The organism is Streptomyces sp. NPDC055189, assembly GCF_053606765.1.
Map to the genome: position 1 here is coordinate 223,705 of NZ_JBSGSG010000002.1, position 24,811 is coordinate 248,515.

The 24,811-nt window shown below is 71.3% G+C and carries 19 protein-coding genes; 9 read left to right on the forward strand and 10 right to left on the reverse strand.

Annotated features, from left to right (window positions below; all coding sequences use genetic code 11):
* Positions 1-125: 125 nt before the first annotated feature.
* The 3 genes from ACWFR3_RS02775 to ACWFR3_RS02785 form a co-directional block, all read right to left on the reverse strand.
* Entirely contained in the window at positions 126-1,283 is a 1,158-nt protein-coding gene (locus ACWFR3_RS02775; RefSeq protein ID WP_453732699.1) for an acetyl-CoA C-acetyltransferase, read from the reverse strand.
* 58 nt (positions 1,284-1,341) lie between these two features.
* A complete protein-coding gene (locus ACWFR3_RS02780) occupies positions 1,342-1,929 on the reverse strand; it encodes a TetR/AcrR family transcriptional regulator (protein ID WP_453529583.1) in 588 nt (195 codons plus the stop codon).
* Between the two features lie 117 nt (positions 1,930-2,046).
* Entirely contained in the window at positions 2,047-2,829 is a 783-nt protein-coding gene (locus tag ACWFR3_RS02785) for an SDR family oxidoreductase (RefSeq protein WP_453732700.1), read from the reverse strand.
* A 141-nt stretch (positions 2,830-2,970) separates the two neighbouring features.
* Here ACWFR3_RS02785 and ACWFR3_RS02790 point away from each other — a divergent pair, with 141 nt between their 5' ends.
* Entirely contained in the window at positions 2,971-4,155 is a 1,185-nt protein-coding gene (locus tag ACWFR3_RS02790) for an acyl-CoA dehydrogenase family protein (RefSeq protein WP_453732701.1), read from the forward strand.
* Entirely contained in the window at positions 4,155-5,186 is a 1,032-nt protein-coding gene (locus ACWFR3_RS02795; RefSeq protein WP_453732702.1) for an acyl-CoA dehydrogenase family protein, read from the forward strand. The genes ACWFR3_RS02790 and ACWFR3_RS02795 overlap by 1 nt, the downstream gene beginning before the upstream one ends.
* 307 nt (positions 5,187-5,493) lie before the next feature.
* On the opposite strand, the gene ACWFR3_RS02800 is transcribed toward ACWFR3_RS02795, so the two are convergent.
* The gene (locus ACWFR3_RS02800; protein ID WP_453732703.1) at positions 5,494-6,486 is read right to left on the reverse strand and encodes a hypothetical protein; all 993 of its coding nucleotides are present in this window, start codon (positions 6,484-6,486) and stop codon (positions 5,494-5,496) included.
* 152 nt (positions 6,487-6,638) lie between these two features.
* On the opposite strand from ACWFR3_RS02800, the gene ACWFR3_RS02805 reads away from it, so the two are divergent.
* Together ACWFR3_RS02805 and ACWFR3_RS02810 are read left to right on the forward strand one after the other, a co-directional pair.
* Complete coding sequence (locus ACWFR3_RS02805) at positions 6,639-7,805, forward strand: anhydro-N-acetylmuramic acid kinase (RefSeq protein WP_453732807.1); 1,167 nt, start codon at positions 6,639-6,641, stop codon at positions 7,803-7,805.
* A 146-nt stretch (positions 7,806-7,951) separates the two neighbouring features.
* Entirely contained in the window at positions 7,952-9,019 is a 1,068-nt protein-coding gene (locus ACWFR3_RS02810; RefSeq protein ID WP_453732704.1) for a DUF2510 domain-containing protein, read from the forward strand.
* Positions 9,020-9,189: 170 nt separating this feature from the next.
* On the opposite strand, the gene ACWFR3_RS02815 is transcribed toward ACWFR3_RS02810, so the two are convergent.
* Entirely contained in the window at positions 9,190-9,804 is a 615-nt protein-coding gene (locus tag ACWFR3_RS02815; RefSeq protein ID WP_453732808.1) for a TetR/AcrR family transcriptional regulator C-terminal ligand-binding domain-containing protein, read from the reverse strand.
* 215 nt (positions 9,805-10,019) lie between these two features.
* On the opposite strand from ACWFR3_RS02815, the gene ACWFR3_RS02820 reads away from it, so the two are divergent.
* The gene (locus ACWFR3_RS02820) at positions 10,020-10,832 is read left to right on the forward strand and encodes a phosphatase PAP2 family protein (RefSeq protein WP_453732705.1); all 813 of its coding nucleotides are present in this window, start codon (positions 10,020-10,022) and stop codon (positions 10,830-10,832) included.
* Positions 10,829-11,716, forward strand: coding sequence for a DMT family transporter (locus ACWFR3_RS02825; protein WP_453732706.1), 888 nt, complete (start codon positions 10,829-10,831; stop codon positions 11,714-11,716). Before ACWFR3_RS02820 ends, ACWFR3_RS02825 begins: the two co-directional genes overlap by 4 nt.
* 113 nt (positions 11,717-11,829) lie before the next feature.
* On the opposite strand, the gene ACWFR3_RS02830 is transcribed toward ACWFR3_RS02825, so the two are convergent.
* Positions 11,830-12,822: a phospholipid scramblase-related protein gene (locus ACWFR3_RS02830; protein ID WP_453732707.1), complete on the reverse strand. Its 993-nt coding sequence runs from the start codon at positions 12,820-12,822 to the stop codon at positions 11,830-11,832.
* A 105-nt stretch (positions 12,823-12,927) separates the two neighbouring features.
* Entirely contained in the window at positions 12,928-15,489 is a 2,562-nt protein-coding gene (gene valS, locus ACWFR3_RS02835) for a valine--tRNA ligase (RefSeq protein ID WP_453732708.1), read from the reverse strand.
* Between the two features lie 85 nt (positions 15,490-15,574).
* On the opposite strand from valS, the gene ACWFR3_RS02840 reads away from it, so the two are divergent.
* A complete protein-coding gene (locus ACWFR3_RS02840; RefSeq protein ID WP_453732709.1) occupies positions 15,575-17,569 on the forward strand; it encodes a hypothetical protein in 1,995 nt (664 codons plus the stop codon).
* A gap of 45 nt (positions 17,570-17,614) precedes the next feature.
* Here ACWFR3_RS02840 and ACWFR3_RS02845 read toward each other — a convergent pair whose 3' ends face one another.
* Together ACWFR3_RS02845 and helR are read right to left on the reverse strand one after the other, a co-directional pair.
* Positions 17,615-19,672 (reverse strand): phosphocholine-specific phospholipase C, encoded by a 2,058-nt coding sequence (locus ACWFR3_RS02845; protein ID WP_453732710.1) that lies wholly within the window; start codon positions 19,670-19,672, stop codon positions 17,615-17,617.
* A gap of 235 nt (positions 19,673-19,907) precedes the next feature.
* Positions 19,908-22,073, reverse strand: a complete 2,166-nt coding sequence (gene helR / locus ACWFR3_RS02850) for an RNA polymerase recycling motor ATPase HelR (protein WP_453732711.1) — start codon at positions 22,071-22,073, stop codon at positions 19,908-19,910.
* 282 nt (positions 22,074-22,355) lie between these two features.
* Here helR and ACWFR3_RS02855 point away from each other — a divergent pair, with 282 nt between their 5' ends.
* Positions 22,356-23,540, forward strand: a complete 1,185-nt coding sequence (locus tag ACWFR3_RS02855) for a serine hydrolase domain-containing protein (RefSeq protein ID WP_453732712.1) — start codon at positions 22,356-22,358, stop codon at positions 23,538-23,540.
* 96 nt (positions 23,541-23,636) lie between these two features.
* On the forward strand, positions 23,637-24,323 hold the full coding sequence (locus ACWFR3_RS02860) for a TetR/AcrR family transcriptional regulator (protein WP_453732713.1): 687 nt from the start codon (positions 23,637-23,639) through the stop codon (positions 24,321-24,323).
* 9 nt (positions 24,324-24,332) lie between these two features.
* Here the strand turns inward: ACWFR3_RS02860 and ACWFR3_RS02865 are convergent, their stop codons facing one another.
* The gene (locus ACWFR3_RS02865) at positions 24,333-24,806 is read right to left on the reverse strand and encodes a carboxymuconolactone decarboxylase family protein (RefSeq protein ID WP_453732714.1); all 474 of its coding nucleotides are present in this window, start codon (positions 24,804-24,806) and stop codon (positions 24,333-24,335) included.
* Between the last annotated feature and the right edge of the window lie 5 nt (positions 24,807-24,811).

Sequence of the window (24,811 nt, forward strand, 5' to 3'; positions counted from 1 at the left end):
ACGTACAGACATCGAGACTAGCTGGGGAGAGGTCCTCACGGGGCGGGGTCCGGACAGCAACTCCCGCAACGAGTGAGGGAAGAGGCGTACGGAGAGCCGGTGGACGAGCCTACGACAGGGACCGGTCAGAGGCGCTCGATGATGGTCACGTTCGCCTGGCCGCCGCCTTCGCACATGGTCTGGAGGCCGAACCGGCCGCCCGTGCGCTCCAGTTCGTGCAGGAGCGTCGTCATCAGCTTGACGCCGGTCGCGCCGAGCGGATGGCCGAGAGCTATCGCTCCTCCGTTGACGTTGACCTTCTCCGGGTCGGCACCGGTCTCCTTCAGCCAGGCCAGGACGACGGGCGCGAAGGCTTCGTTGATCTCGACGAGGTCCATGTCGTCGATGCCCAGGCCGGTCTTCTTGAGGGCGTACGCCGTGGCGGGGATCGGTGCGGACAGCATCCGGATCGGGTCCTCGCCGCGCACGGAGAGGTGGTGGATGCGGGCTCGGGGCGTCAACCCGTGTTCGCGCACGGCCCGTTCGCTCGCGACGAGCAGTGCGGCGGCGCCGTCCGAGACCTGGGAGGAGCAGGCGGCGGTGATGGTGCCGTCGTCCAGGACGGGCTTGAGGCCCGCCATCTTCTCCAGGGTCGTGTCGCGGCGCGGGCCCTCGTCGGTGGTCACGTCCCCATAAGCGGTGAGTTCGCGGTCGAAGCGGCCCTCGTCGATGGCGCGGACGGCCCGCTGGTGCGAGCGGAGCGCGAACTCCTCCATGTCACGGCGGGATATGCCCCACTTCTCGGCGATCAGCTGGGCGCCGTGGAACTGGTTGACGGGCCGGTCTCCGTACCGGGCGCGCCAGCCCTCGCTGCCCGCGTACGGGCCTTCGGTGAGGCCGAGCGGTTCGGCGGCCTGCCGGGAGGCGAAGGCGATGGGGATCATCGACATGTTCTGGGTGCCGCCCGCGACGACGAGGTCCTGGGTGCCGGACAGGACGCCCTGCGCCGCGAAGTGCACGGCCTGCTGCGAGGATCCGCACTGCCGGTCGATCGTCACGCCCGGCACCTCTTCGGGCAGCCCTGCCGCCAGCCAGGACGTACGGGCGATGTCCCCGGCCTGCGGGCCGACCGTGTCCAGGCAGCCGAAGACGACGTCCTCGACGGCGGCGGGGTCGATTCCGGTGCGCTCGACGAGTGCCTTGAGGACATGGGCCCCCAGGTCGGCGGGGTGGACGGCCGAGAGACCGCCCTTGCGCCTGCCGACGGGGGTACGGACCGCTTCGACGATGTAGGCCTCGGCCATGACTGCGTACTCCTCGTGCTCATCGGTCGGTGCGGTCGCCGGAGTGACGACGCGCGCTTTACGTGCGTACGGCGATGCCGTCCAGGACCATCGACAGGTACTGGCGGGCGATCTCCTCGGGGCTGTGGCCGCCCCCGGGGCGGTACCAGGACGCGGCGACCCAGACGGTGTCGCGCACGAAGCGGTAGGCGAGCCGGATGTCCAGGTCGTCACGGAAGACGTGCTCCGCGACTCCGCGCTCCAGCGTCGTCAGCCACGTCTTCTCGAAGCGCTGCTGCGAGTCCGTCAGGTACTGGAAGCGGGCCTGGGCGACCAGGTGCCTGGACTCCTTCTGGTAGATGGCGACGGCGGAGCGGTGCCGGTCGATCTCCCGGAAGGACTCGGTGACGAGCGCCTCCAGCGTCTCGCGGGGGCCGAGGTGCGACTGGAGCACGGTGTCGTACCCGTCCCAGAGCTCGGTGAGGAAGGTGGAGAGGATCTCTTCGAGCATCGACTCCTTGGAGTCGAAGTGGTAATAGAGGCTGCCGGCGAGCATGCCGGCGGCGTCCGCGATCTTGCGGACCGTGGTCGCGTTGTACCCCTGCTCGGCGAAGACGTCGGCCGCGATGGCGAGGAGTTCACCGCGGCGCTCGGGCGAGGGGCTCACCGCGGCCTTCTTGGCCGGAGCCTTCTTGGCCGCCTTGTTGGTGCTGGAGCCCGTACTGGTGCTGCTGCTGGTGCTGGTGCTGTTCTGCTTCGGTTTCGACACACGGTCATTCTCCGCCTAGGCGTGCTGGTTGCTGACCGAGACCGTCTCCCCCGTCATGTACGAGGAGTACTCACTGGCGAGGAAGACGATGACGTTGGCTATCTCCCAGGGCTCGGCATACCGCCCGAACGCCTCGCGCGCGGTGAGCTCTTCGAGCAGCTCAGGCGAGGTGACCTTCGCGAGGTGCGGGTGCATGGCGAGGCTGGGCGACACCGCGTTGATCCGTATGCCGTGGGGGGCGGCCTCGACGGCGGCGCAGCGGGTGAGGGCCATGACGCCGGCCTTCGCCGCGGCGTAGTGCGCCTGGCCCGCCTGGGCGCGCCAGCCGAGCACCGAGGCGTTGTTCACGATGACGCCGCCGCGGCGGGTGGCCCGCATGCGGCGCAGGGCGGCTCTGGTGGAGCGGAACGTGCCGTTCAGTGTCACGTCGATGACCTTGTCCCACTGTTCGTCGGTCATCTCGGCGAGCTCGGCGGTCCCGCCCAGGCCCGCGTTGTTCACGACGATGTCCAGGCCGTCGTGGCACTGCTCGGCCAGGTGGTAAAGGTTCTGCACGTGGGCTTCGTTCGTGACGTCGCACGTCGTCCCGTCGACCCGGTCGGCGCCGAACTCGCCGGCCAGCGCCTCCACCGTCTCCTTCGTACGGCGCGGATGGGCGTCACCGATGACTATGCGCGCGCCTTCTTCCAGGAAGCGGCGGGCGGTGGCGCCGCCGATGCCGGCTCCGGCCGCGGCGGTGATGACGGCGGTGCGGCCCGCGAGCAGACCGTGCCCCGGCACGTACGCGGGTGCGTCCACGCTCGGCCCCCTCAGCTCTCGACTCGCTCTCGACGACTGACTCGATCTCAGGGTAATCTACCAAACACTTGTTAGGGAAGGCCGCCGGAGAAGAACCGGGCAAGAAGCCGGAGAAGAACCGACCGAAGAGGTGGGCCACTGATGGACCTCGACTTCACCGCCGGGGAAGAGGAGTTCAGACAGCGGGCGCGCGAGTGGCTCGCCGGCCACGTGCCCGCCGGGCCGCTGCCCTCGCTGGAGACCCGCGAGGGTTTCGCGGCCCACCGCGCCTGGGAGGGCCAGCTCGCGGCCGACCGCTGGTCGGTGGTCTCCTGGCCCGAGGAGTACGGCGGACAGGGCGTCGACATCGTCAAATGGCTGGTGTTCGAGGAGGAGTACTTCGCCGCGGGCGGCCCCGGCCGGGTCTCGCAGAACGGCATCAACCTCCTCGCGCCGACCCTCTTCGACTTCGGCAGCGCCGAGCAGCGAGCGCGGGTGCTGCCACCGATGGCGCGCGGCGAGGTGATCTGGGCACAGGCCTGGTCCGAACCGGAGTCGGGCTCGGACCTGGCGTCGCTGCGCTCCACCGCGCGCCGCACGGACGGCGGTTGGCTGATCAGCGGGCAGAAGACCTGGTCGTCGAGGGCTGCCTTCGCGGACCGCGCGTTCGGCCTGTTCCGCAGCGAGCCCGCCGCCGACTCCGCCAGGCCGCACCGGGGCCTGACGTACCTGATGTTCCCGCTCGACGCGGACGGCGTGACCGTCCGCCCCATCGGGCGTCTGGACGGCAAGCCCGCGTTCGCGGAGCTCTTCCTCGACGACGTCTTCGTGCCGGACGAGGACGTGATCGGTGAGCCTGGCCAGGGCTGGCGGATCGCGATGTCGACGACGGGCAACGAACGCGGTCTGACGCTGCGCTCCCCCGGCCGCTTCGTCGCCGCGGCGGAGCGCCTGGTGCGGCAGTGGCGCGCCGACTGCGATCCCGCGGACACCGCGCTGCGCGACCGGGTGGCCGACGCCGTGATCGGGGCCCGCGCCTATCAGCTGTTCACCTGGGCCAACGCGTCGCGCTTCGCCGCGGGCGAGACGATCGGCGCAGAGTCGAGCCTGAACAAGGTCTTCTGGTCCGAGTACGACATCGCGCTGCACGAGACGGCGCTGGATCTCCTCGGGACCGAGGGCGAGCTGACCGAGGGCGAGTTGGCGGACGGCGAGTCGGCGGACCGTGGTGAATGGGCGGAGGGGTATGTCTTCGCACTTGCCGGGCCCATCTACGCGGGCACCAACGAGATACAGCGCGACATCATCGCCGAGCGGCTGCTCGGACTGCCGAAGGGACGCCGCTGATGAGGTTCCTCCTGGATGCCGAGCAGCGGGAGTTCGCGCGCTCGCTCGACGCGATGCTGTCGGCGGCCGGCACTCCGGCGGCCGCGCGGGCGTGGGGCGCCGGGGACCACGCGCCGGGGCGTGTCGTGTGGGGGCGCCTTGCGGATGCGGGCGTGTTCGCCCTTGCCGTTCCCGGGGAGTACGAAGGGGTGGGGCTGCTTCCGGTCGAAGTGGCCATCGCCTTCGTGGAGCTGGGGCGGCATGCGGTGCCGGGTCCTGTGGTGGAGACGGTGGCGGCGGGCGCGCTGCTCGCCCGCCTCGCCGCGCTGGGCGAGACGGCCCCGGCCAAGCGGCTCCTCGCACCTCTGGCCTCCGGCGAGGCCGTCGCGACGCTCGCCCTCCCCGAAGGGGGGCCGTTCGCGCTGGACGCGGACGCGGCGACGGTGCGGCTGACCGCCGCGGACGCAGAGCTGCGCCTGGCCGCCGGGCACGCGCGCGTGGAGCGTTCGCTGGACCCGGCGCGGCGCCTCGCCCGGCTCCGGCCCGGCGAACTCCTCGCCTCGGGCCCCTCGGTGACCGAGGCTTCCCGGTACGCGGCCGACTGGGCCGCGCTCGCGACGGCCGCGCAGGCGCTGGGGGTCGGGCTCGCGTTACTGGACAGGACGGTCACGTACGTAAAGCAACGCACCCAGTTCGGCACACCGATCGGCAGCTTCCAGGCGGTCAAGCACCGCCTGGCAGACGTCCTGATAGGCCTGGAGTTCGCCCGCCCCCTGCTGTACGGGGCGGCGTTGACCCTCAAGACGGCGGACGTGGCAGCGGCGAAAGCGGCGACAAGCGAGGCCGCGTACGCCGCCGCGCGAGCGGCCCTGCAACTGCACGGGGCGATCGGTTACACGGCGGAGTACGACCTGTCCCTGTGGCTGACAAAGGCGAGGGCACTACGCACTGCGTGGGGCAGCCCCGCGGAGTGCCGACGCCTGGTGCTGGCCGGGGGCCGGGGGGGGATGGCTGACGCCTCGTGCCGACCGGGGCCCGAGGGGGATGGCTGACGCCTCGTGCCGACCGGGGCCCGAGGGGGATGGCTGACGCCTCGTGCCGGCCGGGGCCCGAGGGGGATGGCTGACGCCTCGTGCCGGCCGGGGCCCGAGGGGGATGGCTGACGCCTCGTGCCGACCGGGGCCCGAGGGGGATAGTCGGCACCGTCGTCCGCAGTCCGTCGTCCGCGGTCCGCGGTCCGGCGTCCGGCGTCCGGCGCCCGGCGTCCGGCGCCCGGCGTCCGGCGCCCGGTGCCCGGTGCCCGGTGCAGCGATATCGGGGCTCAAGCGCCTGCGCCGCCTCGCCCCCCACTTCTCACACTCACGCGTACTCCCAACCCCCCTCACCCACCTGCTCACGGGCGATCCGGCGCCACTCCTGGACGCCGCCCGCCAGGGGCCAGGCCCACGTGGGGCGGTGGGCCGTGCGGAGTTGTTCGAGGCGGCGGGCGAGGGCCGGGCCCGCGAATTCGGCGCCGTCGGGGACGTGGGGGCCCTGCGCGGCGCGTAGTTCGGTGAACCTCGCCAGCTCGCCCTCGTACGTCGCCACGGCCCGCTCCGTGCCGGTGTCCACCTCGTCCTGCGGGGTGGTCCGCTGAAGTTCGAGGACGGCCGGTTCCACGGACTCGGCGATCGCCGCGGCAAGCCGGGCGTGGCCGTCCAGGAGCAGGTGGCTGTCGAGCCCGCTCACCCACCAGAGCAGGACGGGCGGCAGCGTGCCGTCCTTGGCCTGCTTGCGGTACGCCTTGACCCGGGGGTCGTCCGCATCCGGGATGGCCCGCAGCGGAAAGATCTCCCACGAGCCACTGTGGATCCACCAGTCGATGTACCCGTCGGGGTCGCCCTCGACGAGCAGCGACTGCCAGTACTCTCCGGCGGGCAGGCCCCGGTGGTTCGGCCGGAGGAGCAGCGTCGGGTCCGGGGAGAGCACCCAGCGCCCGTCGTGCAGGGGGCTGTCCGGCGATGAGGCGAGCAGCGACGCGAAGTGGTGGGCCCCGCGCTGCGGGGAGCCCGCGTAGTCGCGGGCCGTCTGCGCACGCAGGGGCGGTACGAGGGGGCGGTAGCGGCCGGTGCGGTAGAAATCGACGCCCTGGTGGTTCGGGTCCACCAGGGCGAGGAGCAGCGGGTCCGCGGTGTCTCCCTGCGTCAGGAGCAGACGGCTACCCGCGGTCCGCAGGCACAGGCCGGGCCGCGGCTGGTCCCGCACTTCAAGGAGCAGGCCGTTCCAGGAACCGTCGGATCGGGTGAGGTTCGTGCGGCGCGCCCCTGTACGCGGACCGGCCGACGATCCCGTGGCGCTGCCCGTGCCGGACATGAACCAGCCACCTCCCCTTCCCTCTGCTTCCCTCTGCTTCCCTCTGCGACTTCCGTCCGCGACGGAAACTGGATCGTACGTGCGAGTGCACACGCCACGTCATCGCTGCAATGATCAAACACACTGGCCAGGAGAGCGAGAGGGGCAAGCGCGTGCGCGTAATCGGGCTGATGTCGGGGACTTCGTACGACGCCATCGACGCCGCGGCGGCCGACCTGACGATCGACGGCGACCGGCTGCTGCTCTCCCCACTGGGCCTGATCACCCGGGGGTACGACGAGACACTGCGGACCGCGCTCGGCGCCGCGCTGCCGCCCGCCGCCACCACGCTGGCCGACATCTGCCGCCTCGACACCCGCATCGGCCAGGCCTTCGCCGCCGCGGCGGCCGAGGCGGACCGCGAACTGTGCGACGGACGAGCCGACTTGGTGGCCTCGCACGGCCAGACGGTCTACCACTGGGTGGAGGACGGTCAGGTGCACGGCACCCTGCAGATCGGGCAGCCCGCGTGGATCGCGGAGAGGACGGGACTCCCGGTGGTCTCCGACTTCCGCCCCCGCGACATCGCCGCCGGCGGCCAGGGCGCCCCGCTGGTCAGCATCGTCGACCGGATGTGGCTGCGGGGCAGGCCCGGCGCCCCCGCGGCTCTGAATCTCGGCGGCATCGCCAACATCACCGCCCCGGACGGCACCGCCTTCGACACGGGCCCGGCGAACGCCCTCATCGACGCCGCCGTGGACGAACTGACGCGAGGGCGGCTCACGTACGACCCCGAGGGCGAGATGGCCGCGCGCGGCACGGTCGACGAGGGGCTGCTCGCGAGCCTGCTCGGCGAGCCGTACTACGCGCGGCCCGCCCCGAAGACCACCGGCAAGGAGCTCTTCCATCTGCCCTACCTTCGGGCGGCGCTCGCCAAGCACGAGGCCCTCGCCCCGCAGGACGTCGTGGCCACGCTGACCTCGCTGACCGCCCGTACGGTCGCCGACGCCGTCAGGGCGGTCGGCGCCTCCGAGGTCATCGCCTCCGGCGGGGGTACGCGCAATCCGACGCTGATGGCTTTCCTGCGGGCCGAGTTGGGGGGCGGCATCCCGGTGCGCACCTCCGACGAGCTCGGACTGCCGTCCGCCGCGAAGGAGGCGTACGCCTTCGCCGTACTGGGCTTTCTGACGGCGCACGGGCTGCCGGGGACGGTCCCGCAGAGCACGGGCGCCCGGCACGCGAGCGTGCTGGGGTCCATCACTCCGGGGCGTTCCGGGATTCAGGTGCCCGCGCCTGCGGGCGGCGGACCGGTGCGCCTGGTGGTGGACGGGCAGGGGTGAACTCGCCTCGGCCTCCTGCCGACAGCGCGGCCGATGGCACTGCCGATAACGCTGCCGACAGCACTGCCGATAACGCTGCCGATCGGTGACCTCCGTACAGGCCCCCTCTCATCCCTCTTTCACCGAATGCTCATACCCTGGCGCCCATGACCCAGGTAACCCCTCCCGGCTGGTATCCCGACCCCGGCCAGACAATTGACGGTCCCCGTACCGAGCGCTGGTGGGACGGGAACGTATGGACGGACCAGGTCCGCGCGGTGGGTTCCGCCGCCGGGTGGGGCTCCGCTCCGACGGCTCCGGCGACTCCGGCTCCGGCGGCCCCGACAGCTCCCCCGGCCTATCCGCCCGCCGCCCCGGCAGGCGCTCCGGCCGGCGCCCCGGAAGCACATCCGGGCACATATCAGGGCTATCCCTCCTATCCGGGCCAGCCCGTCGCCCCGAAGCGCGGCCTCCGTACCGGCATAGCCGTCGGCGCGGCCCTCGTGGTCCTGGCCGGGATAGGCGGCGGCGTCTACTTCCTGACCTCGGACGACGACGGGGGCGGCGGCAACGCCGCGAAGGACCCCTCGTCCTCCGCCCCGGCGAAGCCCGGCGAACCACGTGATTCCGAGGGACCCGGGGACCCCGAGCAGTCCCAGCCTCCGGGCGGCGGCTCCCCCGAAGCGCCTTCGGAAGAGGGGTACGCCCCCGACAAAGCCAGCGGCCTCAGCCTCCCCGTGCCGGACGACTGGACCGGCGCGACCGGCGAGCAGGGCGGCGCCTCAGTGACCACGGGCCCGTATCCGTGCCCCGGGGAGACGGACAAGACCTGCACCCGCGGCGGCGCGTACCTCGGACTCGCCAAGGGCTTCAAGATCGACGCCAAGACGGCGGAAGAAGCCGCCAAGGCCGATATCGCCGTCAATGCCAAGGAGTCCTACGGCGGCAAGACCTACGGCAAGATCACCTCGCACAAGGAGCTGGAGTCCAAGGAGGTGACCGTCGCGGGCCAGAAGGGCTACCTCGTCCGCTGGAAGGCCGTCACCGAGAAGAGCGACGACGGCTACGTCCAGTCGCTGGCCTTCCCGTCCCCCGTGATGAAGTCCGAGCTGGTCATCGTCCGCTTCGGCATCGACGTCAACGACAAGTCCCCGAAGCTCTCCGTGATGGACGAGATCACCAAGGGGATCAAGGTGTCGTCCGGCGGCGGAGGCGGCAACGGCCAGGAAGTCTGATCAGGGCCTCTACGGGGCCTGCGGCGGCGGCCGGAAACGTCGAAGCCGGGCGGGCGGAAACCTCAGGGGTTCCGCCCGCCCGGCCACGGGGGCCACGCCACCCCCGTCCCCACGGTGCGGCGCGGCGCAGGCAGATCGGGGCCCGTCATCCATGAGGCCCCGGTCCACGATCAGGTGGGTCTGGTCAGACCCAGTGCGGGCAGCACGCATGCCTCCACGAAGGCGGACAGATACTCCTCGTCCGCGTACTTGCCCTCAAGCACCGGCCGGGCACGGACCACGCCCATGAGCTGAGCCGTGATGAATTTCGTGGCCGGATGGTCCGCCGCGATCTCACCCCGGGCGACCCCGCGCTCGACCAGGTCGTCGAGCGCCCTGGTCTCCGGCTCCACCAGCGCCTCGCGCAGCGCGCTGCGCAGGTCCTCGTCCTGCAGCACCGCGTGGCTGAGCGCCTGCACGAGCATGCTGTCGCGCGTCGACCACTCCCCCGCGGCCTTCGCCGCCTCGCGCAGATCACCGGCGAGCGTGCCGGTGTCGATGCCCGCGAAACGTACGCAGCGGTTGGCGCGCAGCGCGGCGGCCACGAACTGGGGCTTCGTCTTCCACTGGCGGTAGAGCGTGGACTTGCTGCACCGGGTGGTCGCGGCCACGCCCTCCATCGTCACGGCGTCGTACCCGCACTCGCGGAGCTGGTCGAGGACCGCTTCGTAGAACTCCTGCTCACGCTCGGGCGTGATCTTGGAGCGGCGCGACGAGCCCACGGGGTCCGCTGCCGCCGCGTCCACCGCTGCGTCCACTGCCTGGTCCGGCGACGTCATGACTCTTCTCCTCGGTGCGACGGCTTCGACCGGCGCTATCGATACGCCAGTGTACCGGTACGGCTCCGTATCGGTACACTGGCGTATCGGTACACTGGCGTATCGATGAGCGGGGCACTCCCCCACTCGATACCCGCACCACGCACCCGCACCACCCAGTCATCACGTAAAGGGGCCGGGGGATGAAATCCCGAACCGAGCCTGCAGAAAGGGAACCGGACATATCCGTCCGGGAGCCGGACACATCTGCCCGACCGCCCCTCGTCCGCGAGCTCCTCCTAGTCGTAGGACTCTTCCTCGTCTACAAACTCGGCAGGCAGCTGGCCAACGGCCACACCGGTGAGGCCTTCCGCAACGCCCACCACGTGTGGGACGCCGAACGCACCCTGCACCTGCCGGGCGAGGGAGCCGTACAGGACGTGCTGCTCGGCAGCGACACCCTGGTGCACGTCGCGAACACCTACTACGCGACCGTGCACTTCCCGGCCACCGTCCTGTTCCTGATCTGGCTCTACGTGCGCCGGCCCCGGCACTACCTGTGGAGCCGGCGGGTGCTCGCCGCGCTGACCGCGGCGGCCCTCGTGCTGCACCTGACCTTCCCGCTCGCGCCACCCCGGATGCTGGCCGCGACGGGGCTCGTGGACACCGGGCAGGTGTACGGGCCGAGCGTCTACGGCGCCGCCCCGCAGACGGACACGATGGCCAACCAGTTCGCCGCGATGCCGTCCCTGCACTTCGGGTGGGCGCTGATGCTCGCCGTCGGGCTCATCGCCGCGACCGCCTCGCGGTGGCGCTGGCTGTGGCTGCTGCACCCGCTGGTCACCCTGCTCGTGGTCGTCGGGACCGCCAATCACTACTGGCTCGACGCCATCGCGGTAACCGCGCTGCTCGGCATCGCGCTCGCCGTGATCAAGCTGCCGGACCCCGCGCGCTCCCTCGTCGTACGGCGGCACGCGCCCGCACAGCGGCTGGCCGCGCCGGGGGTACGCCGATGAACGCCACGCTCCTGGCCGTCGCGCTCTCCCTCGTATCGGCCGCCGCGTACGCCTGCGCCGCCGTGGCCCAGGAACGCCTCGCGTCCCGCGTCAGCGGCACCGGCTTCCTGCGGCTGCTCGGCAGCGGCCCCTGGTGGTCCTCCGTGGGGCTCAACGCCTCCGCGGCGCTGCTGCACGTGGCGGCCCTGAAGTACGGCCCGCTCACCCTGGTCCAGCCGCTCGGCGCGCTCACCCTGGTCGCCGCCGTGCCGCTGGGCGCGCGGCTCGCGGGGCGGCGGGTCACGGCGCCGGAGTGGCGTGGCACCGGGCTCACGCTCATCGGCCTCAGCGCCCTGCTCCTCACCGCGTCCGGGCCCGCGCCCGACGACACGCTGACTCTGACGGAGGCGCTGGCCGTCGCGGGCACCACGGTGGCCGTGATCGGCGTGCTCTCCCGTCCGGGTACGCGGCCGGGGCTGCGTCACGCGACGGCCTCCGGCTTCGCCTCGGGTGTCGCCTCCGCGCTCACGCAGACGGTGACGGTCGCCGCGACGGACCGCTCGGGTCCGCTGCTCAGCCCGCAGGTGATCGTCGTGGCGGTGCTCGTCGCCGCGTTCGCCGTGGGCGGCCTCGCCCTGTCCCAGACCGCGTACCGCGGGGGCCTGGGGGCGCCACTGGCCGTCGTCACCCTGGCCAACCCGGTGGCCGCGGCAGCCATCGGCCTCGCACTGCTCGGCGAGCGCCTCCAGGGAGGCGTGGCCGGCCTGTTCCTGGCGGCGGGCGGCGCGGCGATCGCGGCGTACGGCGTCGTGGTCCTGACCCGCTCACCACGGGACGAGGTGCGCACAGAGGCACCTTCGGAGCTGTCCGCGGAGGACTTCCTGCCGTCAGCCGTAGCCCCGTAAGGGGCGCGAGGAACGGCGCGACAAGCCACAACGCGCCGTCAGACGACAGAAAACCAACGGGCCCCGGCCCCCTGAACCCAGGGTGCCGAGGCCCGCTTCCGTGAGGAAAAACCTCATCCGAAGCCGCGCGAGTCCTGCTTCAAAGCCGTGTCAACGGTCAGCGCGGTCGCCACCACGAGGCTGAGGAGCGGCTCGGGCAGTTGGTAATGGATCTGCAGGACGTAGTTGTCCGCGGTCGTGAACATCGTCTTGGCGAGGCCCTCCCAGGTCTTCGTGATCCGGGCGACCTCGTTGTCCGCGTGGTCGACGATCGAGAAGTTCCAGGCGCGCCAGTTCTCCGCCTTGATCGCGCCGGCCTGCTGGCCGTTGACCATGATTGCGAAGTTGATCTTCCCGATCATGTTCTGCTGGACGATCTCACCGATCGGCTGGCCGTCGGCGCGCTCGACGATGACCCGCGACTTCACGAACTTGCGGGGCCGGGTCAGGTGCAGCACCGGCTGGCCGTACGCGTCGCGGATCTCGAGCTTGTGCGTCATGAACTGGTCGACGCTGGAGACGAAGCGCGCGACCTTCTTGAGCGTGCTCTGACCGACCTGGACGACGGAGCCGAGCGTGTTGCCCGACTGGTCCATGACGCTGTACTCGTTGGTCAGCTCGATGAGCTTGGCCTTCTGGTTCACCACGAGGACCGGCTCGGTGAAGAGCGTGCCGCCGCCCTGGGCCGTGGTCGCGACGCCCGCCTGCTGCTGGACCTGGCGCTGCACCTTGGCCGGATCGGCCTGCGGGGCCGCCTGCTGGGGGTGACCGTACTGGGCCTGCTGCGGGGCCTGCTGCTGGCCGAACTGCCCTTGCTGCTGGCCGTATTGAGCCTGCTGCTGGCCGCCGTACGGGGCCTGCGCCTGCTGCTGGGCCTGCTGCGGCTGGGCGGCCTGAGCCGCCGTGGCCTGCTGCGGGACCTGCTGGGCCTGCGCGGCCTGGCCGCCTGCCTGCTGGTCCGGGCTGGTGTGCTGGGTCCACTGGGAACCGTCCCACCAGCGCAGCAGCTGGGGTGCGCCCTGGGGGTCCGGATACCAGCCTGCAGGAGTGTTCGAATGCGTTGTCACCCGCGCACACTACCCCGATGGGTCGGGCGGTTCGCCAGCGTTTGGCGGGACCTGTGATGTCGGCCTCACCGGACGGCTCCCGCGCAGACGCCGTACGGGTCGCGCCTACAGCCGGACCTCGATCCCCAACGGCGCCTCCGCCTCCCTCAGTTCCACCGTCCCGACCCGCCCGGCCGCCCGCACGTCGGCCCGCGCGAGCTCGAATCGGTCCAGGCTCGCGCGCGGCCCCGAGACGACCACCCCGGCCACCTGAGCCCGCATGGACAACCGTGCCTCCGACTTCGCCCTGCGGATCGCCGCGATGGCCTCCGAGGCCGTCGCGAGGACCGCGGCGTCCGCGCCGGCGGGAACCCGCGGGACGGGCCAGGCCGCGCGGTGGACCGAGCCCGGCGCGTACCAGGACCACACCTCCTCCGCCACGAAGGGAAGGACCGGCGCGAGCAGCCGGAGCAGCGCGTCGAGGACGGTCCGCAGCGTCGCGCGCGCCGACTCCGTTCCGGCGCCCCCGCCTTCGTCGCCGTGGCCTTCGTCGCCGTACGCCCGCGCCTTCACCAGCTCCACGTAGTCGTCGCAGAAGCGCCAGAAGAACCGCTCCGTGCGTTCGAGGGCCCGCGCGTAGTCGAAGTCGTCGAAGGCCGCCGTCGCCTCCTCGACCGTCGCGGCGAGTTCGGCGAGGACCGCCAGGTCGAGCGGCTCGGTGACCGGAGCGTGGGCCCCCGCCCCACTCAGGCTCAGCACGAACTTGCCCACGTTGAGGACCTTCATGGCCAGGCGGCGGCCGACCTTCATCTGCCCGACGTCGAACGCCGTGTCCGTGCCGGGCCGCCCGCTCGCCGCCCAGTAGCGGACCGCGTCCGATCCGTGCCGCTCGAGCAGGTCTCCCGGTGTGACCACGTTCGCCTTGGTCTTCGACATCTTCTTGCGGAAGGGATCGAGGATCCAGCCGGAGATCGCGGCATGCCGCCACGGCAGCTCCCCCTGCTCGGCGTGGGCGCGCACCACCGTCGAGAACAGCCAGGTGCGGATGATCTCGTGCGCCTGCGGGCGGACGTCCATGGGGAAGACCCGCGCGAACAGATCCGGGTCGGAGCGCCAGCCGCCCGCGATCTGCGGGGTGAGCGAGGAGGTGGCCCAGGTGTCCATGACGTCCGGGTCGCCCGTGAAGCCGTGCGGCGCCCCGCGCCGGTCGTCCTCGTATCCGGGCGGCGCCTCCGCGCTCGGGTCGACGGGCAGGGCGGACGCGTCAGGGACGATCGGCCGGTCGTAGTCCGGCTCGCCGTGGCCGTCCAGCGGGTACCAGACCGGGATCGGCACACCGAAGAAGCGCTGGCGGCTGACGAGCCAGTCGCCGTTCAGGCCGCCGACCCAGTTCTCGTAGCGCACCCGCATGTGCGGCGGATGCCAGGACAGCTCGCCGCCGCGCGCCATCAGTTCGTCGCGCAGCCGCTCGTCGCGGCCGCCGTTGCGCAGGTACCACTGCCGGGTGGTGACGATCTCCAGGGGCCGCTCGCCCTTCTCGTAGAACTTCACGGCGTGCGTGACGGGCCGCGGCTCGCTCTCCATTTCACCGCTCGCCCGCAGCAGCTCCACGACACGCTCCCGCGCGGTGTGCGCCGTGGCGCCCGCCAGCTTCGCGTACGCCGCGACCGCCTCCGGAGTCTCGATCCCGCTCGGCGGCTGCGCGAGGAAGCGGCCGTCCCAGCCGATCACCGGGCGCGTGGCGAGCCGCAGCTCGCGCCACCAGGTGACGTCGGCCGTATCGCCGAACGTGCAGATCATCGCGATCCCCGTGCCCTTGTCCGGGACCGCGGCACGGTGGGCCACGACGGGCACGTCGACGCCGAAGAGCGGGGTACGGACCGTGGCGCCGATCAGGTCCCTGTGGCGTTCGTCGTCGGGGTGGACGACCAGGGCGACGCAGGCCGGGAGCAGTTCGGGCCTGGTCGTGTCGATCGCGACCGGCCGTCCGCCGGGGCCGTGGAAGGTGAGCCGGTGGTAGGCGCCGGGGCGCTCCCTGTCCTCCAGTTCGGCCTGCGCGACGGCCGTGCGGTAGGTGATGTCCCACAGCGTGGGGGCTTCGGCGATGTACGCCTCGCCGCGCGCCAGGTTGTTGAGGAAGGCCAGCTGCGCGGTGGCGCGGGCTTCCGTGCCGATCGTGCGGTACGTGTGCGACCAGTCGACGGAGAGGCCGAGCGTCCTCCACAGCTCCTCGAAGGCCTTCTCGTCCTCGACGGTCAGGCGCTCGCACAGTTCGATGAAGTTCCGCCTGGAGACGGGCAGTCGGCCCGCCGGTGATTCCGGTGGCTCGAACGACGGGTCGTACGGGAGCGCCGGATCGCAGCGCACGCCGAAGTGGATCTGGACACGGCGTTCGGTCGGCAGGCCGTTGTCGTCCCAGCCCATCGGGTAGAAGACTTCCTTGCCGCGCATGCGCTGATAGCGCGCGACGGCGTCGGTGTGGGTGTACGAGAAGACGTGCCCGACGTGCAGGGAGCCGCTGACCGTGGGCGGCGGGGTGTCGACGGAGAAGATCTCGGCACGTGTCCTCGACCGGTCGAAGGCGTATACGCCCGACTCGTCCCATCGCCGCGACCATTTCTCCTCGAGCCCGTCGAGAACAGGCTTGTCGGGGACGCCGTCCGTGCTCGTGCGATGGGGGAAGCTCATGCCTCCGCATGCTAAGCGTGCGGGGGATTTGACGGCCTCCCGTTTTCGGCGGGAGGCTCGGGCGGATCTCGGGGAGGGCATGACAATGGAATCAGCACGCGCTTCGACGGCGCGGCAGGATGCGGCGGGCCGGGTCGCGGGTCCGTTCATCGAGTCGAACCGGCCGCGGTCCGTCTTCGCGCCTTGGTGGATGCCGCCGCTGACCGGTGTCGTCGCGGGCGTGCTCGCCTATGTGAGTGCCGCCGACGCCCTCGTCCGTACGCTGGTCCCGCTCGCCGCCGCCCTGCTCGGCTGGCTGCTCGGCGCCGCCTGGCCGCGCCTGAGCCCCCGTACGGTCTGGCGGTTGAGCGGCGCGGGCCTGCAGCGGCTGCGCGGCGGCCGGGCCACGGCGACGTACCCCTTCTCGCGGGAGCACCCCCTGCTGCTCAGCGCGATGACCCTCGAAGTGCGCGCGCCCACCGACTACGGCTCGACGAAGGTCGGCAACCTCTGCGCGATGGGCCTGGAGGACATGGCCATCGCCATGTTCCCCTTCTGGGCCACCACCCGGCGGCTCGGCGCCCCGCTGCGGCTCTTCGACGGGCCCGGCGAACCGGAGGGCAACGCGGCCGCCCGTGAGGCGGGCTTCTCCCGGCGCGAGGCGGCGCTGCTCGCGGCAGCGGCCGAGGGTCCGCTGCCCGCGCAGGCGGTCGGCCCGGTCGAGCTCTCCCGGCCCGAACCCGAGGTCCGCTCGCGCAGGCTGGGCCGGCGGATCGGCTTCTGCGTGGTGGGACTCGTCGGTCTCGGGACGGTCCTTGTGCCGTCGGACGACAGCATCGAGGGGCGCGTGGCCCTGATCGCCTCGCTCTCCACGGTGGTTCTCGTGTGGGCCGCGGGGTCCTTCTACCGTGTCCTGCGCACCCCGCCCGCGCACTGGACCGTCAGCCCGCAGGGCGTCACCGCACGCGACCCGTGGTTCGGCACGACCGAGCTGCCCGCGTCCGCGATCGCCGGCATCGTCCCCACGGAACTCACCCGCGAGAGTGGCGACGGCAAGGTCAGCGTCTCGCTCATCATGCAGTTCTACGGCCACGACCTGGCCCTGATCGGCACCTCGTACTCGGGCGACATCCCGCCGGACGAACTGCTCGCCGTGCTCCGCTCCCGCGGCTACCGCGTCATCCAGGACCAGCCGCGCAGCAACGCCTACGACGTGGACCCGGACTTCCTGCCGCACCGGATGCTGCCGGAGGCACGCTTCACGCTCGGCGTCGAGCACGTGGGCTGGGAGGGCGAGCACGGCGCGATCCGCATCCCGCGCACGGAGATCGGCGGCCTTGAACTGCACACCCGGTCCGGGCACCCGTGGCTGCGGCTGCGGGACACACAGGGCGAGGAACTGCTGCACGCGCCGCTCGGCGCACTGCGGGTGTCGCGCAGTGAACTGCGCGACCAGGCAAGGGCGTTGGGCTATCCGGTGAGCGATCCGGAACGTGACGCGTACGAGTCGGCGGCGTTCGCGGGCCTCTCGGCGCCTTCGGCCCAGCCGGCTTCCGACCGTCCCGCGTACGCACCGCCCGCTCCCCCGGCGGCAGCAGCGGCAGCCGCCGCGCCCGCCTCCGAAGTGACCGTGGGCATGCCGGGCGGGACCCGCAAGTGGTACTACATCGCCGGTGTGGTGGCCGGTGTCGTCGTCATGGGTGTGCTCGCCTTCAAGCTGCGCTATCTCTTCGACAGCGGCCTGAGCTGGGCGGCCTGGGGTGTTCCCGCGGGCGCTGCCGTCGGCGCGCTCGGCGGGTGGGTGTACGACCGGCGCCGCCCCGCGCTCGTCCTCGGCGGGCAGGGCATCCGGATGGCGGCCAACGGCGGTCAGGGCAAGGCCGAGTGGCAGCACGCGCGGCAGACGATCGGCGGTGTGGGCGTCGACGACCACGACGACGGCGTCGAGACGCTCCTCGTCTGGTCGCCGACGGGCCAGGTCATCCGCAAGGAGAGCCTGAACGTGCCCGATCCCGAGGAGTTGCGGCTCGCCTGCGAGCGGACGGGACTGCCCTGGGGGCGCCCCGACCTGGGTGCGTGGGGGCCGCCGCCGGAACTGTAGTCCGGCGACGGCCGCGTCACACGGTCAGGCGGTCACACCGTCAGGTCAGGCGGTGGCGATCGCCGGGTCGCTGACCCCGGCCCGGCCGTTCTCCACGTGCCCGGCGAAGCGCCGCAGGAAGGTGCCGTCCGCGTCGGACTTCACCGTCACGTCGTACCAGCGCTTGCTCGTCTTCAGGTCGACGGTGTGCTGGACGGTGCCGCCCGCCTTCACCTTGAACGTCTGGGCGCCGCCTCCGTAGGCGTTGGACACGCTGAGGTTGACGTCGGCGCCGCCCGTGTTCTTCAGGGTCAGCTTGAGGTTGCCCGTGGTCTTGTCGTGGCGGGCGGTGACCTCGGGTCCCGCGGTCTTGCCGGGTCCCTTGAAGACACGCAGGAAGCCGTTCGGGCCGAACACCGACAGGTCGTACGCGTCCTTCGAGTACTTCGTGTTCCAGGTGTCGGAGATCTGCTTGCCCGCCTCCGTGGTGTACGTCCAGGGGCCGTCGGTGCGGTTGTTCGAGCGGACCTGGAAGCAGGCGCCGGCCGCGTCGCCGCCGCTGAAGGTGAGCGTGAACTTGCCGTCGGCGGGCGCCGCCTTTCCGTCCACCAGCGGGGCGTACGCCAGCGGCCGCGCGGGCCGGGAGCCGGACTCCTGCTTGGGAAGGCTGGCCTTCGCGGGCGCCTTGGGCACGTAGTCGGGGTGGCGCTCCTTGTCCGGCGGCTCGTAGGCGGAGGTGTCCGGCATCTCGTCGGGGTCCATGTCCTTGCCGCTGAAGTCGAAAGCGGAGGTCAGGTCGCCGCAGATGGCGCGCCGCCACGGCGAGATGTTGGGCTCCCGCACGCCGAAGCGCGTCTCCATGAACCGGATGATCGACGTGTGGTCGAAGACCTCGGAGTTCACGTAACCGCCGGTGCTCCACGGCGAGACGACAACCATCGGGACGCGCTGCCCGAGGCCGTAGTGTCCGGCGGCGTACTTGGCGTCGCCGGGGAAGTAGTCGAGCTTCGTGTCGACGGTGGACAGGCCCTGATTCGCGTCCTTGGGCACGTACGGCGGGACGACGTGGTCGAAGTAGCCGTCGTTCTCGTCGTAGGTGATGAACAGCGCCGTCTTGGCCCACACCTCGGGGTTGGAGGTGAGCGCGTCCAGGACCTGCGCGATGTACCAGGCGCCGTAGTTCACCGGCCAGTTAGGGTGCTCGCAGAACGCCTCGGGTGCGGCGATGTAGGAGACCTGCGGCAGCTTGCCGGCCTTCACGTCGGCCTTCAGGATGTCGAAGTAGCCGTCGCCCGCCTTGGCGTTCGTGCCGGTGCGCGCCTTGTCGTAGAGGGGGTCGCCGGGCTTGGCGTTGCGGTACTTGTTGAAGTAGAGCAGCGAGTTGTCGCCGTAGTTCCCGCGGTAGGCGTCGTCTATCCAGCCCCAGTGTCCGGCCGCGTCCAGGCCGTCGCCGATGTCCTGGTAGACCTTCCAGGAGACCCCGGCCTGCTCCAGGCGCTCGGCATACGTCGTCCAGTCGTAACCCGCCTCCTGGTTGCCGAGGACCGGGCCGCCGCCCTTGCCGTCGTTGCCGACGTGGCCGGACAGCATGTAGTAGCGGTTGGGGTCGGTGGCCCCCATGAACGAACAGTGGTAGTCGTCGCAGACGGTGAACGCGTCGGCAAGGGCGTAGTGGAACGGGATGTCGTCGCGCGTCAGGTAGGCCATCGTCCGCTCGGACTTGGCGGCGATCCAGTTGTCGTACTTGCCGTTGCTGAAGGCGCTGTGGCCGCCCGCCCAGTCGTGGTCGAGGCCCGCGATGAACTGCATGCCCAGGTCTTCGGCGTCCGGATGGAAGGGCAGCACCTCCTTGCCGCCGCCCGACTGGTTCCAGACGGGTTTCCCGCTGGGCAGGGTCACGGGACGCGGATCACCGAAGCCGCGCACGCCCTTCATGGTGCCGAAATAGTGGTCGAAGGAACGGTTCTCCTGCATCAGGACGACCACGTGCTCGACGTCCTCGATGGAGCCGGAGCGGCGCTGTGCGGGCAGGGCGGCGGCGCGGGCGATGCTCTGCGAGAGCGTCGCGAAGGCTGCGGTGCCGCCGGCGAGTTGCATGAACCGGCGCCGATTGAGTTCTGGCATGAGTGGATTCGACCTCGTGTTGTGGTGTGGGGGACGTGAGCGGGTGCAGTGTGTCAAGGGGAGCAAGGATCAGGGAAGGGCCTGTGACCTGGACGTGAAGAGAAGTCCAACCCTTGGCGGGCAAGACACAAGCCCGACCCTATGAGGCATTAAGTGCCGTACCGGGCACATATGTTGCGACATGCCAGGCTTGCGCCTTCTCCTGCCCCCACACCGCCGTCCGGCATACCGCCGTTCAGCTCGTGAGGACGACCAGTTGCCGGGTCGCCCGCGTCATCGCCACATAGCGGTCGACCGCTCCCTCGATCCCTTCGCCGAAGTTGTCGGGGTCGACGAGGACGACCAGGTCGAACTCAAGCCCCTTCGCCAGCTCCGGGGTCAGCGACCGCACGCGCTCCGTCGCCGCGAAGGCGGGGTCTCCGATCACGCAGGCGATCCCGTCGGCATTGGCGGCGAGCCACTCGTCGAGGACCGGGTCCAGCTCCGTCACCGGCCCGTGTACGACGGGGATACCGCTGCTGCGGATGGAAGTCGGCACATTGGCGTCCGGCAGTGCGGCCCGGATGACCGGCTCGGCCTGCGTCATGACCTCTTCCGGCGTCCGGTAGTTGATGCTCAGGGACCCCACACCGACGCGGTCGAGCCCGACCCGCTCAAGACGCTCCTGCCACGACTCCGTGAACCCGTGCCTGGCCTGGGCCCGGTCCCCGACGATGGTGAAGCTCCGCGACGGGCAGCGAAGGAGCAGCATCTGCCACTCCGCGTCGGTCAGCTCCTGCGCCTCGTCCACGACGACGTGCGCGAACGGCCCCGCGAGCCGGTCCGGGGCCGCGGGCGGCAGCTCGGACTCGTCGACCAGGCTGACCTTGGCGTCCTGACCGCGCAACATCGTCACCAGACCCTCACCGTCGTCGCCGTCGGCGCCGGATGCGGACGCGGCGTCGATCAGGTTGTCGACGACCTGCGCCATCTGCTCGCGCTGGGCGGCGAGGACAGCATCATGGCGACGCTTCCGTCGGGCCGCCTCCGGGTCGCCGAGGCGCTGGCGTGCCGCGTCCAGGAGCGGCAGATCGGACACCGTCCAAGCCTGAGGCGCGTCCTTGCGCATGAGCTCTCGCACCTCGTCCGTGGTGAGCCAGGGCGCGCACATCCGCAGGTAGGCGGAGTTCGACCACAGGTCCGACACGAGGTCCGCCGCTTCGAGCAGCGGCCACGCGCGGTGCAGGGTGGTGACGAGCTCCTCGTCGTGCCGCAGCGACCTCTCGAAGAGCTCGCCGGGAACGTCGCCGTCGATCTTGTCCAGGAGGATCGCGACGAGTTCCTCCCAGATCTGCTCGCGCGCCTCGTTGTGCGGGATGCCGTGTCCCGCCGCTTCGAACGCCTCGGCCCAGTCATCGGCGCTCAGCCGGACGTCGGCCCAGTCGGTCGAGACCGTCATTCCCTTGGCGGGCGGCTCCTCGTAGAACCTGACGGCCGTCTCGATCGCCTTGACCATGTCCGCGGACGACTTCAGACGGGCCACCTCCGGGTCGGCCTCGGCCACCGCGTCGGCTCCCTCGTCGACGAGATCCTGGAGGATGCAGGTCTGCACGCCCTCCTCACCGAGGCTGGGCAGGACGTCGGCGACGTAGTTCAGGTAGGGCCGGTGCGGGCCGACGAACAGCACGCCGCCCCTGCTGTGGCCGAGGCGCGGGTCGGAGTAGAGGAGGTAGGCGGAACGGTGCAGGGCGACGACGGTCTTGCCGGTGCCGGGGCCGCCGTCGACGACGAGAGCGCCGCGGGAGCCCGCCCGGATGATGGCGTCCTGGTCGGCCTGGATGGTGGAGAGCACGTCACGCATCTGCGACGACCGGTTGCCGCCCAGGCTGGCGATGAAGGCGGACTGGTCGTCGAGCGCCGCGTGCCCTTCGAGCCCGTCGGCGGTGAACACCTCGTCCCAGTAGTCGCTGATACGGCCGCGGGTCCAGCGGTATCTGCGGCGGCTTGCCAGGCCCATCGGGTCGGCGTGGGTCGCCGCGAAGAACGGCTCGGCCGCGGGCGCGCGCCAGTCGAGCAGCAGCCGGCGCCCCTCGCTGTCGGTGAGGCCGAGCCGCCCGATGTACACGGGCTCGGGGTCGTCCTCGGTGACGATGTGCCCGAGGCACAGGTCGAGGCCGAAGCGGCTCAGGGCGCGCAGGCGGCCGGTCAGGCGGTGGATCTCCAGGTCCCGGTCCATCGCATCGCGGCCGATGCCGCCGGGCGCCTTGCGCTGGACGTCGAGACGCTCCGTCACCTCGGCGATCGTCTGCTCGAGGCTCTGGGCGATGGCCGCGAAGTGCTTCTCGTCGTGGGCGATCAGCGTCGGGTCGGCCTTGGCGGCGAGGTTGGCGGGAAGGTCGAACGCAGACAGCAACGCAGGCACTTAGTGGATCTCCTGTTTCCGCAGGCAGTGGCTTTGGCCTGCGATTGTGCGGCAAGACCCGGGCCTTGCCGCAAGGCCCCCCGTGCGCTATAAATTAAGAGTGGCAAGGAGTGGGAACACCTCCTTGCCTCTTCTTTTTCTCCTCCGACCTTCTCTTCAGAGGCTCTCCTCTGCCGAATCCAAGGCTGCCCTCTGCCGACTTCTGCCGCCGCACTCTAGGTGCCGCGGGCAACCATGAGCGAGGATGTGGCGGGCCGGCGCTTCCAGCGATCGAGGAGAGTCATGACCGCACGCATCCACGGCACCTGTGCTCCCGGTTTCGAGGGCGTACGCGAGGAGTTCGAGCGGAACTTCGTCGAGCGGGGCGATCTCGGGGCGTCCGTCGCGGCCACGGTCGACGGGGAGTTCGTCGTCGATCTGTGGGGCGGTGACGCGGACAAGAAGGGCACGCGCGCGTGGCAGCCCGATTCGCTGGTGAACGTCTACTCCACGACCAAGGGGATGACGGCGCTGTGCGCGCATCTGCTCGCCGACCGGGGCGAACTCGACCTGGACGCGCCGGTCGCCCGTTACTGGCCGGAGTTCGCCGCGGAAGGGAAGGCGGACATCCCCGTGCGCTGGCTCCTGAGCCATCGCTCCGGAGTGATCGCGCCGAGCGAGCCCATGACGCCGGAGGACCTCTACGACTGGGAGAAGGTCTGCGGGGCGCTGGCCGCGACAGCGCCGTGGTGGAAGCCCGGAACGGCGCAGGGGTACCACGCGCTGAGCTTCGGCTATCTGGTCGGTGAGGTCGTGCGGCGGATCACGGGGGTCTCGCTCGGTACGTTCCTGCGCAGCGAGGTCACGGGGCCGCTGGACGCCGATGTCTTCGTGGGCACTCCGGAGAGCGAGCACGGCCGGTGCGCGGACATGGCGAGGCCGATCGCCTCGGACGGCCCGCGCAGCGCGCTCGGCTCGGCTCCCCCGCCGGAGCCGCCGGTGGGCTCGATCGACGAGCACCCCATGGCCGTCGTCACGCTCGCCCTGCAGTACCTGCCCGTCGGCAACGTGAACAGTGCCGCCTATCGCTGCGCCGAGATCCCCGCGGCCAACGGGCACGCGTCGGCGCGGGGTCTGGCGAAGGTGTACGCCGCGCTCGGCGGCGGGGAACTCCCGAGCCCCACGGCGGTGGAGCGCCTGCGGACCCGGCAGGGCGAACCCGACGAGCCCGACCTGGTGCTCGCCGCGGGGACGGAGTGGGGCGAGAAGTGGGACTGGGGGCTCGGCTACATGCTGAACCGCTACGGGCAGGCCGGACCCAACCCGCGGGCGTTCGGGCACGGTGGCGCGGGCGGGTCCTACGCGTTCGCCGACCCCGAGAACCGGGTCTCCTACGCGTACGCGATGAACCGGATGGGCGGCGGGACCTCCGGGGAGGATCTGCGGAGCGTGCATCTGGTGGGGGCGCTGTACCGAGGGCTGAAGTAGCGGCAGCCGGGCTGAAGCGGGGACGGCGGGGCCTTGGTAACAGGTGGTGGGGCCGGATAAACAGATGGTGGGGCCGGGGAAACGTAGTCTGCCCCCATGGAGCAGCACACCCCCCGCCACCGCCCGAGCGGGCAGTACGCCGCCGCCGACTCCCGCAGAGCGGCCATCATCGACGCCGCTCTCGTGCTCTTCGCCAAGGCGGGCTATCTGAACTCCTCACTGGCGAAGATCGCCGCGGAGGCCGATACGTCCGCCACCGTCATCACCCATCACTTCGGGTCGAAGCAGCGCCTCCTGATGGCGGTCCTCGAAGCCCGCGAGGAACGCACGGTCCGTACGTTCGGACGGCTCGGTCCCGACTCAGGGGGTGACTCCGGCGACGACGTGCGCGCGCTGTTCCGCGAGGTGCTCGCGCTGGCCACGTACAACCTCACCCAGCCGGGGCTCATCCAGCTCTACACGAAGCTGTCGGCGGAGGCGGGCGACCCCGCGCACCCGGCGCACACCTACTTCGCCGAACGGTACGAACGCGTCGCGCACTTCCTCGCCTCCGCGCTTCAACGCTCGGTCGAAGCAGGGCAGTTGAGGTCGGACATCGACCCGGAGGGCATCGCCCGCGAGATCCTCGCCGTCTCCGACGGACTGCAGGTCCAGTGGGCCGTCGCCGAAGGGCGCCTGGACTTCGTCGGGCTGTACCGCGCCCACCTGGACCGGCTCACCCGGGCCCTCACCGTGGACGGCAAGGGCCTGGACGAGCCGGCCGAAGGGAAGCGGCGGCCCTAGACGGTCGCGTCAGTCGAACTGGCCGACCCGGTAGTCGCCCGCGGGCTGCCGGTTGATGACGTTGAGGCGGTTGAAGGCGTTGATGACGGCGATCTGGGTGATCAGGGCGGCGAGCTGGTCCTCGTCGTAGTGCTTGGCGGCGTTCGCCCACACCTCGTCGGAGACTCCGCCGGCCGCGTCCGCGATGCGCGTGCCCTCCTCCGTCACCTCAAGTGCGGCGCGCTCGGCCTCGGTGAACACCGTGGCCTCGCGCCAGGCGGCGACCAGGTTGAGGCGAACCGAGGTCTCCCCCGCGTGCGCGGCGTCCTTGGTGTGCATGTCGATGCATCCGGCGCAGCCGTTGATCTGGCTGGCACGGAGCATCACCAGCTGGCGCGTCGCGTCCGGCAGGGTCGACTCGCCGAGCGCCTTGCCCGCGGCGACGATGTGCTTCAGTGCCTTGGCCGCGACCGGGCTCGCCATCGGGTTCAACCGAGCTTCCATGATGC